The organism is Pontibacillus yanchengensis (genome assembly GCF_009856295.1).
Taxonomy (GTDB): Bacteria; Bacillota; Bacilli; order Bacillales; family BH030062; genus Pontibacillus; species Pontibacillus yanchengensis_A.
In genome coordinates this window covers 82,177-94,745 of record NZ_WMEU01000007.1, presented here as the reverse complement: position 1 = coordinate 94,745, position 12,569 = coordinate 82,177, and the positions used below count along the sequence as shown (strand labels likewise).

Below are 12,569 nucleotides of genomic sequence, written 5' to 3'. Positions count from 1 at the left end.
AGTCCTCTAAGAGGCTCACATGCTTTTGTTCTCCTTTAGGAAATTATAAACGGGTTGAGGTTGTGGATAACTTAGATGAAATGATGTGCCCACGTCCAGCTCCAGCGCCCAGTGACTAGTATGCTTCCCTCGCCTCCGTACGATAAGGTAACATGAGCTTTTGTTCTTAGTATCTCAATTTCAATAAAACATCGCGTACATCTTGGTCTTTCATGATTTGATGCTTATACTTTTGCGTGATTTCTGTTAAGGCTACATCATGGTAGAAAAACTCTGTGAAGAATTTGACAAGTGGTCGTGATTGACTACGTATTGCTTGCCATTGTGTTTCTTCAATACCGGCAAAAAGCATCTCTTTTTCATCAATAATTAAAATACGACTACGCTCTAATGTTTCATGATGGGTATCGGGAATCAAGGTAGAAACCGAAGGGACCGTTGTCTCAAGTGACCCAATGGAATGGATGTTCACGGACAGTCCTTCTTGTGATTTTGTTTCTAGAATAGGAAGGTATGCTTCAAGGTCATCTGCCCATCCTGAAATAATAATCGATTTTTCTGCTTGATGAAGCAGTTCTTTGAGCAAGGATTGAATCGATTGATTATTTTTTAACGTCCACACTCGATCATCTACAGGTGTTTCTTTAATTTGAGCATTTCTTAATTGCTCCACATTATCTTCAAAGTCAGCTTTTAATTTCTCAATGGTTGATTCTACTGGAAGGGCGGTGTACATTCGCTTCTTTTCAACGGTTGACTCCAGTATCATTCCTTTTTCTGTCATACGATGAAGTACTTCATATACCTTGGCTCGTGGCACACCAGAGCGTTTAACAATAGCTGATGCATCGAGTGGTTCGTCGACAGTGATGAGTGCTTGGTACACTTGACTTTCATATTGTGTGAATCCAAATTGTTGCAACATTGTTCCATACTCCCTTTGTTTCATACGAGATTATTGTCTCTATCATATCATATGCCACAGTTCGCGTTGCACTCAGTTGAGATAACAGAAGGTTAAAAGAACGTATTGCCCTTTTTTGCAGATGGTGATAAAGTTACTATTATAGTAGTAACTTAAAAGGGGCGTAAAGATAATGGATAAACGCGTGTATTTATTAACGATCGTTTCGTTTATTGTAGGGATGGTCGAATTAATCATAGGTGGAATATTGGATTTAGTGGCTAATGATTTAGGCGTGAGTCTTGGAAGGGCTGGTTTATTGATTACGATATTCTCATTGGTATTTGCTCTTTCAGCACCTGTGCTTCTAGTTGCAACAGCTAAAATGGAGCGAAAGAGGTTAACGTTAGTATCGTTAGTGGTCTTTTTTGTTGGTAATCTTTTAGCCGTTTTTAGTCCAACGTATAGTGTACTTATGGTATCGAGAATTGTCTCTGCTGCAAGCGGGTCATTACTCGTATTATTATGTGTAACGCTTGCTTCGAATATAGTAGAAGAAAAATATCGTGGCCGTGCCATTGGAATTGTGTTTATGGGTGTTAGTGGATCACTTGTACTTGGGGTACCTATAGGACTTATGCTTGGGAATGTCTTCGGTTGGCGTGCACCATTTATTTTGATTACAGTGTTAACGGTTGTATCGATGCTTGGGGTATTCTTTTTCATGGATCGAATTGCACCAAAACCAGCTATACCTATTCGCAAACAATTAGAAACACTGAAGGATAGTAAAATACTATTGGCTCAAACAGCATCGTTTCTTTTCCTAACAGGGCATCTTACGTTATATGCATATCTGACTCCTTTCCTAAAAGAGATGCTTGGTCTAGGTGGTACTTGGGTAAGTATTGCGTACTTGCTGTTTGGGTTTGCCGCGATTACGGGAGGCGGAGTAGGTGGTTCATTAGCCGATCGTTTTGGAACCAAACCGTCTATTCTAGCAATCATAGTTGCATTTGCCGTATCCATTTTCCTTATTCCATACACGACGTTCGCTCTTCCGTTATTTTTAGTCGTGATGATGATTTGGGGAATGCTTAGCTGGGCAATTACACCAGCTATGCAAAGTTATTTAATTGAAACAGCTCCAGAAACATCTGATATTCAGCAAGGATTAAATAATTCTGCTCTACACTTAGGTATTGCCCTAGGTTCTTCCATTGGTGGCCTTGTCATTCAACAGGCTTCTGTGCAATACAACGCTACAATCGGAGGACTGTTTATCATTTTATCTCTTGGAGCCGCTGCCTTATCGATGAAAGGCCAAGTGTCGAAAGCATTTGCTTTTTCAAGAGGGAATGAAGTATAAAATTTTAGTAATTTGATGTTCGGCTCCAGCGCTCCTACTCGGGTTCTGAAAAATCTTCTCTGTAGCCAGTTCATCACGTCACAAATCTGCTAAGTTTGTCGGGAGATCCACCGAGCTTTTTATGTAGAATAGTGAATGATCTTATACCACAGTCATAAGTGCTGTGGTATTTTTATATCTTTTTTTAGAGGATGAAAATAGGACGCGAAACATTCTAAGGTATTTATTAAGATTTAAAAGTTCGAGAAGGAATTGGGGAAAGATGGTACTTGCGCATTCATTCAATTATGTGTTGAACTAATAGTAACCATAATAATCCATTTGTTCTGTGTTCCTATTGCCCAAGAGAGGGGATGCTCATGTTAACCACAACTACATTGAAGGAACGTCCATTAGCTCAAAAGGAAATCGAGAAACTTCATGAAGTGGGATGGCCAGCTTTTATGAGGCAGGATAAAATCGGTAACGATCATTGGGGGAGAATTATGAGAGAGTATGCTTCCTATCAGATTCTGCTTTTGGAGGATGACCAGGTGATTGCAATGGGAAATGCTATACCTATTTTTTGGGATGGCAGTGTAGAAGGTCTTCCTGCAGGCTGGGATGATTCTATTCTCCGCAGCTTTCAGCAATTTGATGAAGGGATTAATCATAATACGTTATCCGCATTAGCAGTTGTGATTCATCCTAAAGCTCAAGGGAGAGGGTTAAGTCAACAAGTGATTCAACGTATGAAAAAGTTGGCTTTGGAGCAGGGCTTTCGTGATGTGGTTGCGCCTGTACGCCCTACTGGAAAAAGTGAGTATCCAAAGACATCTATTGATGAGTATATAACCTGGATGAATGAAGATGGCTTCATGTATGACCGGTGGTTACGTGTCCATCAAAGGGTTGGAGGAGAGGTTGTTAGTATTGCCAGGAGATCCATGTATATTGAAGGGACGATAGCAGAGTGGGAAAATTGGACTGGAGAAGATCACTTGCTTCTCGGGGCAAATATCATACCAGGCGGGTTAGTTCCGTTAAATGTAAAAATTGAGCATGGTACTGCTCATTACATCGAACCGAATGTGTGGGTACATCATAAAGTTGTAGAGTAGTAAATATTGTATGGAAGAAGGCTTATCATCAAACGATAAGCCTTCTTTTTAGGTTAATTAAGATGTCAAAAACCGTCAAAAATCCCGTTGTTATGCCAAAAATCGTCAAATGTTTCACGTGAATCATTGCAATTTGTCAAATACTTCCTCTGCAAGTAATTGGTAGGATTTTTTCTTGGCTTCAAAATCATAAATGTTCGTAATGATAAGAAACTCATCTGTTTGATACGCCTCAATTAGTGCTTCTAGTTCCTCGCGAACTTGCTTTGGAGTTCCAATGATGGTTCGTCTTCGATTGCTCTTCACCTTTTCTAACTCCTGTGCAGTGAAAGTATGTTGTTTCACTTCTTCTACTGATGGGACTCTTGTTTCCATACCTTTCCCAACGTGTAAAAGCCACATATCTTGGCTGAGAGCTAGCTCTTCAGCCTTTTCTTCCGTTTCTGCACACACTACGAATACACATGCATTTATTTTTGGTTCTGCATGAGCTTTAGAAGGTTGGAATTCATTCAAATACGTCTGAATCGCTTCTATACTTTCATCTGGGTTAATAAAATGACCAAAGGTAAAACCGGTTCCATTTATTGCGGCATGCTTAGCCCCTTGTGCTGTTATTCCAAGCACCCAAGTCTCTGGATTTGTTTGGGTGGTAGGGGTAGCGATTACTCCCTTATAAGGGTGGTCATCTGATAACGAATCGAATAAGTAGCCATGTATATCTTTTACTTGTCGGGAAAAGGCACTAAGGGTCTTTTTCATTCCATCTGTTAATGCTAATCGGGTTTGTTGCGATCCACCTGGTGATCGACCTAATCCTAAATCGATGCGCCCAGGGAATAATGCCTCTAACATCTTTGCATTTTCCGCGACTTTTAATGGGCTATACTGTGGCAGCAATACACCGCCAGACCCAATCCGAATAGTCGAAGTGCTAGAGGCGAGTTTTGTCATCAAGATTTCAGGTGAAGAGCTAGCTAGCCCATTCGTATTATGGTGCTCTGCTACCCAGTATCTTGTAAAACCAAGTTGTTCTGTGAGTTGAGCTAGTTCTATTGTATGCTGTAGGGTCTCTTCTGAAGTTCCCCCCTTGGATATAGGAGATTGATCAAGGACACTTAATTTCATGGTGATGATTCACCTCTCAATGTGATCTATACTGTATGTTCTTTCTCAGATATCGTCATCCTAACACATCAGCTTATTGCAATACGTATGTAATGCTTTGATGATATATGGTTAGGTGATATATACACTCTTATAAAAAGTGAAAATCCTAGCAACGCGATGCTAGGATTTTGCATTCGATTTGTTTTATAAGTGAAAGTGTGTAGTGGGATAGATACCGTGTTTAGCATTTACCGTTTTGATCTTCGATATCCTTTTTGTTGTGCTTCTTCTTCTGTCTCAAAGGTTTCTACGGCAGTAACCCTTTCGTAAAATTGTCCTCCAGGCACATGATAAATACGATCACCCCTAGAATTTCGGTTCCCTTTAATGGGAATAGACGGAACCTCTATTGGCAATGGACTCTCTGATTCAGGTTGTACAGCTGGGGGCTGCTCATTCATTTGATCTGGAAGAGGCTTTGTCATGGTAGATAAACGCTCTACTGCTCGCTGTTTTTGCTTAAGCGAACCGACATACAATAATACTGCTAGGAGTCCACCGAAGAGTATACCTGCATATGTAATGGCTCTTATGGCTAGTTTCATATTTCTTCTCCTCCTCAACATCTTTTATTTCCCTTTATAAGGATAATCTTAAACTAGATTTGATTGTTACGTTAGTAGAATATTTTTCCTATCAGTCATTTCGATAAAATGGATATTTTTTTGTCTGAATGGGAAGGCATTTCATCCATAAATAAGACGTTTTCTAAAGGGATTTCTAAGATGCTATGCTGAATCAACTTCTGTGACATGGAGAATGCTAATAAAAGAGGAGGTGGAATTCAATGGCTAAAGATGTACTATGTGAAGTAAGAAACTGTAAGCACTGGGGAGAAGGTAACAACTGTAATGCTGACAGAATCTTTGTAGTGAGCCACGAAGGAAATCAAGCCTCACAAAGTGAAGAAACAGATTGTAAGACATTTGAGCCACAAGTTTAAATGGAAAGGGCAGTGATCACTGCCCTTTCTGATGTGGCAAGAAAGGCCCTAGATCCGACTTGCAACAACTAGAATGTATCAACCAACCGACGATGTAAAAGGCGCAGTATATGCGTTATTTCCAGGCTATATAAAAGAAGTGAAATGAATTTAGATAACAATGTACACGGTAATAGGCGAGAAGTTGTAATTTCTAAAGTTGAAAAATATACGTAATTGTTTTTTCATATACTTATAAAAGATAACTAATTTGTAAATTTTATTTTATCCAATACCTCACCAAGTCGATGAAAATCTTCATATATTGTCTCTTTCAAAACTTGTCGATAAAAAACAGAGGCTGGGTGAAAGGTAGGGAAAATAAGGTGTGAATGTTTGCTAGGAGAATAGTGATGATCATTAAAGTTCCTTAATTGGTAAATTGGCTTTTCAAGCAATTGTCCATGTGTTTCTGTTATTTTGTATTCATTCCCCAGTAAACGTTTCAAAGCAATCCCTCCGAGCGTCACGATAATAGAAGGGTTCATATGTTGGATTTGATAGTCCAATAAGGGAGCATGAGCCACCATTTCTTTTTTAGTAGGTGCACGGTTAGGTGTTTTTATAATTAGGTTCCCATCTTTGTCTGTTTTTTCAACCACTTTATAGGGACGACTACGAACGACGCTGGTAATATAAACATCATCTCTTGTTAACCCAATTTGCTCCATAAATGCATTTAATTGGTCACCTGCTCTTCCTATAAAGGGTTCTCCTTTTTCAATTTCATTTCTTCCCGGAGCCTCTCCTATAAACATGATTTTAGGGTTCATAGGTCCCTTTCCAGTAACGAAGCCTTCTGTTTGATATGGTGCTATTCGTTTTTGGGCTAGCTCTACTAATTCTTTTGGAAACATAGATAGACCTCCAAGTGTTAAGTAAGGTGAATATCACTATTCTTAACATTTACCCACTTTTCTAGATGCCAAAAATAAACTATACTTTTAGTAATTTGAATCGAATCATGAAAGAGGTGTTCACATGAAGAAAATCGCTGTGTTTTGTGGTTCAAGTTTAGGTGGTTCTGATGAATATAAAAAAGGTGCAATTCAGTTGGGGAAGCTGTTAGCGGAAAAAGATATCTCATTGGTATATGGTGGATCAAGCGTAGGACTGATGGGTATATTGGCGAATACAGTGCTGGAAAATGGAGGAGAGGCAATTGGTGTTATTCCTAAGAAACTTGTTGAGAAAGAAGTTGCTCATGAAAAACTCACAGACCTTCACGTAGTAGAAACCATGCATGAGCGAAAAGCTAAAATGGCAGAGCTCTCTGATGCATTTATTACGATGCCGGGGGGAGCAGGAACAATGGAAGAGTTTTTCGAAGTGTACACGTGGGCTCAAATAGGCATCCATGAAAAGCCGTTTGGTTTATTAAATATTAATGGATATTATACTCCATTGGTTTCCCTGTTTGATCATATGGTACAAGAACAATTTCTAACCCAAAACAACCGTGACATGGTTATCATGGAAGAAGATGCCTCGGCACTTCTTGAGACATTTAAGAGAATGAATATTTGATTTTTGCGGAAAAGAATTCACACACTAAATAACAAGCGAGATCATAAAATTGCTGTTGCAATAACCTGAGAGTCGCTTGTATTTATGTGTGTGTTTTTATGTGAATGGAGGCAAGGACCTTCTTTCTTTATAAGGCATTATCTTGAAGACTTGAATTCGAGATAACTTTGGTGAGAGGGATGTTTCGGTTGCGTAATTGCAGAGAAAAGATGGGCGCAGGAAATCACGCTTTCCTGCGCTCCTACATCATATAGGGGCGTTCGAGTTTTCTACAGGATGTAGCGAACTTACTCGAACTTCCTTTTTTTATCATGAGAATAAGGGAATACTTTCCATGTATGCCTGTTATATACAACCCCCCTTTTCTTGTTAAAAACTTCTTTGACTTGAAACCATCCACGTCGTTTTTGCGTCTAAAGGGGTGCAAAAGGAGGTCAAGATGGCTGTCATGACAATAGAGTTAACGGATTCCGAATTAAAAGAGATATGCAAAAACGAGACTCGGCGAGAACTATTTTTAGAACAACTCATAAATGAATATAGTCAGTCTGTTCTCTGGCTTGCCTACACATATGTAAAAGATGTTCAGTTAGCTGAAGAAATTATGCAGGACGTATTTATGACCTGCTATCGCAAAATCGAATTATTTCGAAATGATTCATCCATTAAAACGTGGATATATAGAGTGACCGTTAATAAATGTAAAGATCAATTAAGAAAAAAGACTATAAAACGATTCTTATCAAAAGAAGAAAAAACAGAAGATTATTATGGTTCCTCAAAGGAACATCCAGAACAAGAAATCCTCTCAAAAATAGAAGATCAGAAGCTTGCCGACAAAGTGATGGCATTGCCGACAAAGTTTAAAGAGGTTATCTTCATGCATTATTTTGAAGAAATGAAAGTAAAAGAAATGAGTGAAATCTTGAAAATGAATGAGAACACCATTAAGACGAGATTGAACAGAGGAAGGTCCTTACTGAAGGAGATGTATGAAAAGGAGGGGTTGGATGAAGATTGATGATCGACTGAAGTACTTGCGAAAATCAATGACAAATACGACGCTAAAAAATGTCCGAGCTGACAAACAAGAACTTAAACAAAAAGTGTTGAACGAAGCCGAAAAGCGGAAAACCCCTTTCTTCCCATGGAACCCCCGCTCCTTTATCCAAGGTGCTGTTAGCATAGTTGGTGTAGGTGTCTTGTGTATCTTTATTGTGTACTTTGGCCTCTCTCGTAACGGATTCTGGCTCAATGAAGCAAATAACCCTAATATAGAAGAGGGAACACAAGCTAGCGTAGAAGAACTTAATGAGCAACTTACAGAACGATCGCTTGCCGATAAAGAAGGAGCTTATAATATTATAATTGTGCATGATGGGAAAAAGAACACAGAAGCTGCTCAAAAGTGGGATGTTGTAAAAAACGACATATTTCTTCTCGAACAAAAACAAAAAGTGGATCGAGTGGACTACGTAGTAACGAGAGAATACTGGGAAGCCTTTCAATTGGAACAGTTCCCTGTAGCGTTAGTTTTTAATACAGAAGAACTTGTTTATGAGACAACGAAACCTGATGAATTAATTCAATACATCAATAACTCAGCACCGTAAAGACGTCACCCTTTTGCATTTTGCTTTGGTTTGGCTTTAATTACTTGTATCATTAATGGGCATAGAATCATACGTAAAAAAGGATGACGCCAATTGAAAAAGCTAGGCCTTTTCTTATTTGTTTTCTTTTTCTTTCTTGCTGGGATTTTTCATTTTATCTTTGTTGACAATTTCACAACGATTATCCCAAATAGCTTACCATTTAAAGCCGAAATTGTGTACATTACAGGTGTAATAGAAATTATTCTTGCAGTTGGCTTACTTTTACCTACCACAAGAAAAGTGTCAGGGAAGTGGACAGCAATTTTTTTAGTAGCAGTTTTTCCTGCTAATATCTATTCTGCGATAGAAGGAATTCCATCCTCCATTAATCCTATCTTCTTATGGGTTCGGTTAGCTTTTCAGCCGCTTCTTATTTGGTGGGTAATAGCTGTCTCAAAAAATGAATAATGACGGAAGATGGGTATTCCTTACCGTTTAGGGAATACCCATTATAATATCTAAATTGATTTCACAAATAAATCTCCTGTCGGGACTCATTAAAAACCCTGTTTTAGCAATACTAAGGGTATAAGTGGTTTGGCAAGGAGGGAGAACATGGAATCACAATCGTGGAAGGAACTCATTAAAAAGGGAAATACATCTTCTGCTACTGCGGCTCTAGGAAACCTTGTGATTACAATAGCAAAGGCATTCGGCGCCTATTTTAGTGGCAGTGGGGCAATGCTTGCTACAACATTTCATTCGCTGGCAGATTCGGTGAATCAAGGTTTTGTATTTTTTGGTAGTGTATTAGCGGAAAAAAAACCGACGAAGCGTTTTCCGACTGGATTTGGTCGAGTGATTAATATTTTCGTTATGGTGGCTGTTATCATCGTAACGGTATTAGGTTATGAGTCCATTAAAGAGGGATGGCACCTCATTCAACATCCGAAAGAGTCTGGAGCGTTCTGGCTTAATATAGGCATTCTTCTTTTCAACGTTATTATAGATGGGGCCATTCTTATTAAAGTGATGAAAGAGATTAACGCAGAAGCTCATGTAGAGGTTTCTGGGCTAAGTTTTATTCCTAATTCCATCAAACACCTTTCGGAAGCTTCTCCTCCAACAAGACTTGTATTTTTTGAAGATGTAGTAGCTGTTACGGGAGCGTTACTTGCCATAATTGGTATAGTAATCGTGACATTCACGAATTTTGCAATCTTAGACGGAGTTGTGACGTTATTAATTGGAGTTTTAATGCTAATTATTGCTTTTCGTATTGGTTATGAGAATATGATTGGTTTAATTGGTGTAGCTGCACCTGTTGATGTAGAGAGAGATGTAGCTAAACAGATTCTAGAACATCCCAAAGTAGTCGATATTAAACGTATGAGAATTGTGAAAGAAGGAAGAACATATCATGTGGAAGGATTACTAGAACTGGAAGAGGATCTTTCGCTAGAGGAAGCAGATGATATTAAATTTAAAGTTTGGAATCAATTATTGCAAAAAAAAGATATATCGGATGTGACGTTAGGGATTATTGAAACGGATAACGAAGAAGATTGGGACCCTAAAGAAGGAGAAAGACATGCTTCTTGGTCTCCACCAGATTCAGATGATCAATAAGCCGAAGGAGAGCTGTTCAGTGAATCGTGCTGAGCAGCTCTTTTCGACGTAATATCCAACTACGTGGAGGCCGCAATCTATACGTCGCTAAACGAGCGACCTGAGCTTTCGTTCACCTGCAGTGGTTAAGTAGTCCCTAACAAACATTGAATTTGCTAGATACAATCCAAGAGGTTGTAAGCTACGGAAGTTAACTTCTCTTCACCGGAAATACGGATTTTTTAGAAGGGTTTATAAACCGGAATAGACATAATACTGTGAGACAATAGGTAGGTGTAACACGTTTATCCTGCCTTTCGATTATGCGGCTTGGTTTTGCTTGCGAAATTTACTTTTAGATAAAACACCTATTTCAATGCGTTGGCCTAATACACCAGCCATTATAGAAAGAACAATGTCTTTTGGTATTGGAACTAACATCCAAGCCCATGCCATTTGATAGGTGAATCCTTCTGGAGCATCAAACCAAAGAACATAAGCAGCATACATCCAATTTGTACCGAACACATAATTAATCACCATAGCTACTAAGGCAGCCGTGATATACATCGGGAAGCTTCGTTTCATCTCAACTAATTTACCCGCTATGTATGCAATGAGAATAAAGGAAACGATAAATCCAAATGTTGGTGTTAGTAAAGTGGCTGCTCCGCCCTTAAATTGGGCGAAAATAGGTGCGCCTGCTAGGCCTAGCAACATATATGTAAGCATGGAAAAGGCTCCTAAACGACTACCTAGCAGGACACCCGCTAAAATAGCGAAGAAGGTTTGAAGTGTTATCGGTACACCCCCAATAACCATAAAAGGGGCTATGGAAGTAATATTAGCACCGACTGCCATCATGGCAACAAATAACCCCCCCATTGTTAGATCAAGGGCCGACCATTTTGCTTTTTTCATATATTTTCCTCCTTAACTCGTTTGATACTAGCATAGAGCAGTTTATAGCATATTGTCAACCATGTTACAAACAAGGTTAACAATAAAGGTTGACTTCTCTGCGCTGATAAATGAAAGGAAATTTGCTACACTCTAAATAGGAAAATTACGATTAGAAATTGGAAATAGGAAGGATGCCTCTAATGGAGTGGAAGTTAAAATCATACAGTGAGTTAACAAAAGAGCAACTATACACTATTTTAGCTGAGAGAATACAGGTCTTTGTTGTCGAGCAAAATTGTCCTTATTCGGAGATAGATGGGTATGATCAACAGGCACATCATTTATGGCTTGAAGATGAAGGGACGATTGTAGCATATTGCCGGCTATTTCAAGGGGGCATTAAATATGAAGAAGCTTCCATAGGACGGATTTTTGTTCACAAGGATTATAGAGGGAATGGATATGCAAGAGAGATGTTAGATCGTGCCCTATCTCTTTTAACAGAGACTTGGGGCGAGAGATATATTAAGATTCAAGCACAACACTATCTACTTGAGTTTTATCAGTCTTTAGGATTTAAAGAAATTACAGAAGTGTATATGGAAGATGGGATTCCGCATTTAGATATGCTAGTAAAGACATAATGTTCTTCTGCCGAAGCGACAACAAGAATAAAGTGTTGCCAATACGAGCACTCTAAGGGCTGTATGAAAGGAGTGATTGGATGGCAACCAAACATAGCGGAACGGTTCTTTGGAAAGTAATTTTTCTTATTTTTGCTCTTATCATTTTAACAGGAATTGTCTTGTTTATTGCTTATGGTATGTATGGTGATGAGCAATCTATGGGGGGAAATATACTTAAATATTGTACCTCATGTTTTATTAGCATTGATTACCTCACCTATCATATTAGAGTTTAAGTGAAAAGTCCTGGACAATAATATGTCCAGGGCTCATTCTTCGACCTGATATGTGTTAGAAATCTCTAGGATATGGGAATGGATACTGTAAACTGCTTATCAAAGGAGAAGCTTTATGCTGAGATTTTGGAGACGGATACGGTTTTTATTTAATCTTAAAAAATCCATTCCTTTTTTAATGGAATTCTTTCGTTCCTATGAGGTGGATCGGAATAAGAAATTTTTTTCTGCGTTGCTGATCGTTGGATATGTGTTATTTCCATTCGATTTAATTCCTGACTTTCTTGGATTGATAGGCTTCCTGGATGACGTTACTGTGCTCACATTTGTTTTGCAACAAATTGTGAAGATGGCACCTCAATCCTTACGAGATAAATATGATGTACAAGTTAATAAATAGCCTTTTATTTTTTATCATGGTGTTTCCTTTTAGTCCTTGCCAATATGTGGGGTAAAAGGGAACGCTTTTTTTTGTAGTAAAGTAATCAT

16 protein-coding genes and 1 pseudogene are annotated in these 12,569 nt (G+C 38.7%); 11 read left to right on the top strand and 6 right to left on the bottom strand.

The features are described 5' to 3' along the window. Positions 1-166: 166 nt before the first annotated feature. Positions 167-925, bottom strand: coding sequence for a TrmB family transcriptional regulator (locus tag GLW08_RS18210; RefSeq protein ID WP_160850067.1), 759 nt, complete (start codon positions 923-925; stop codon positions 167-169). A gap of 172 nt (positions 926-1,097) precedes the next feature. Between GLW08_RS18210 and GLW08_RS18205 the strand changes: the two genes are divergently transcribed. Together GLW08_RS18205 and GLW08_RS18200 are read left to right on the top strand one after the other, a co-directional pair. Next, positions 1,098-2,273 carry an MFS transporter gene (locus tag GLW08_RS18205; RefSeq protein ID WP_160850066.1) on the top strand — a complete coding sequence of 392 codons (1,176 nt, stop codon included), beginning with the start codon at positions 1,098-1,100 and terminating at the stop codon, positions 2,271-2,273. 359 nt (positions 2,274-2,632) lie between these two features. Continuing rightward, positions 2,633-3,373, top strand: coding sequence for a GNAT family N-acetyltransferase (locus tag GLW08_RS18200; protein ID WP_160850065.1), 741 nt, complete (start codon positions 2,633-2,635; stop codon positions 3,371-3,373). Positions 3,374-3,496: 123 nt separating this feature from the next. Here the strand turns inward: GLW08_RS18200 and GLW08_RS18195 are convergent, their stop codons facing one another. Continuing rightward, on the bottom strand, positions 3,497-4,501 hold the full coding sequence (locus tag GLW08_RS18195) for an LLM class flavin-dependent oxidoreductase (protein WP_160850064.1): 1,005 nt from the start codon (positions 4,499-4,501) through the stop codon (positions 3,497-3,499). 230 nt (positions 4,502-4,731) lie between these two features. Further along, entirely contained in the window at positions 4,732-5,088 is a 357-nt protein-coding gene (locus tag GLW08_RS18190; RefSeq protein ID WP_160850063.1) for a hypothetical protein, read from the bottom strand. 242 nt (positions 5,089-5,330) lie between these two features. On the opposite strand from GLW08_RS18190, the gene GLW08_RS18185 reads away from it, so the two are divergent. Next, positions 5,331-5,486, top strand: coding sequence for a DUF1540 domain-containing protein (locus GLW08_RS18185; RefSeq protein WP_160850062.1), 156 nt, complete (start codon positions 5,331-5,333; stop codon positions 5,484-5,486). A 245-nt stretch (positions 5,487-5,731) separates the two neighbouring features. On the opposite strand, the gene GLW08_RS18180 is transcribed toward GLW08_RS18185, so the two are convergent. Then, positions 5,732-6,382, bottom strand: a complete 651-nt coding sequence (locus tag GLW08_RS18180; protein WP_160850061.1) for a uracil-DNA glycosylase — start codon at positions 6,380-6,382, stop codon at positions 5,732-5,734. A gap of 124 nt (positions 6,383-6,506) precedes the next feature. Here GLW08_RS18180 and GLW08_RS18175 point away from each other — a divergent pair, with 124 nt between their 5' ends. From GLW08_RS18175 to GLW08_RS18155, 5 genes are all read left to right on the top strand, one after another. Next, complete coding sequence (locus GLW08_RS18175) at positions 6,507-7,052, top strand: TIGR00730 family Rossman fold protein (protein WP_160850060.1); 546 nt, start codon at positions 6,507-6,509, stop codon at positions 7,050-7,052. A 439-nt stretch (positions 7,053-7,491) separates the two neighbouring features. Continuing rightward, on the top strand, positions 7,492-8,073 hold the full coding sequence (locus GLW08_RS18170; RefSeq protein ID WP_160850059.1) for a sigma-70 family RNA polymerase sigma factor: 582 nt from the start codon (positions 7,492-7,494) through the stop codon (positions 8,071-8,073). Then, the gene (locus GLW08_RS18165; protein WP_160850058.1) at positions 8,063-8,665 is read left to right on the top strand and encodes a hypothetical protein; all 603 of its coding nucleotides are present in this window, start codon (positions 8,063-8,065) and stop codon (positions 8,663-8,665) included. The genes GLW08_RS18170 and GLW08_RS18165 overlap by 11 nt, the downstream gene beginning before the upstream one ends. Positions 8,666-8,758: 93 nt before the next feature. Next, positions 8,759-9,115 (top strand): DoxX family protein, encoded by a 357-nt coding sequence (locus GLW08_RS18160; RefSeq protein WP_160850057.1) that lies wholly within the window; start codon positions 8,759-8,761, stop codon positions 9,113-9,115. A 147-nt stretch (positions 9,116-9,262) separates the two neighbouring features. Beyond that, positions 9,263-10,276 (top strand): cation diffusion facilitator family transporter, encoded by a 1,014-nt coding sequence (locus GLW08_RS18155; RefSeq protein ID WP_160850056.1) that lies wholly within the window; start codon positions 9,263-9,265, stop codon positions 10,274-10,276. A 105-nt stretch (positions 10,277-10,381) separates the two neighbouring features. Here GLW08_RS18155 and GLW08_RS18150 read toward each other — a convergent pair. Next, positions 10,382-10,556: pseudogene (locus GLW08_RS18150) on the bottom strand (biotin synthase BioB); the annotation flags it as partial. Positions 10,557-10,576: 20 nt separating this feature from the next. Further along, complete coding sequence (locus GLW08_RS18145; protein ID WP_160850055.1) at positions 10,577-11,176, bottom strand: biotin transporter BioY; 600 nt, start codon at positions 11,174-11,176, stop codon at positions 10,577-10,579. 182 nt (positions 11,177-11,358) lie between these two features. On the opposite strand from GLW08_RS18145, the gene GLW08_RS18140 reads away from it, so the two are divergent. The 3 genes from GLW08_RS18140 (at position 11,359) to GLW08_RS18130 (ending at position 12,480) form a co-directional block, all read left to right on the top strand. Further along, the gene (locus tag GLW08_RS18140; RefSeq protein ID WP_160850054.1) at positions 11,359-11,802 is read left to right on the top strand and encodes a GNAT family N-acetyltransferase; all 444 of its coding nucleotides are present in this window, start codon (positions 11,359-11,361) and stop codon (positions 11,800-11,802) included. Between the two features lie 80 nt (positions 11,803-11,882). Next, on the top strand, positions 11,883-12,080 hold the full coding sequence (locus GLW08_RS18135; RefSeq protein ID WP_160850053.1) for a hypothetical protein: 198 nt from the start codon (positions 11,883-11,885) through the stop codon (positions 12,078-12,080). A 115-nt stretch (positions 12,081-12,195) separates the two neighbouring features. Then, positions 12,196-12,480 (top strand): YkvA family protein, encoded by a 285-nt coding sequence (locus GLW08_RS18130; protein ID WP_160850052.1) that lies wholly within the window; start codon positions 12,196-12,198, stop codon positions 12,478-12,480. Positions 12,481-12,569: the final 89 nt, after the last annotated feature.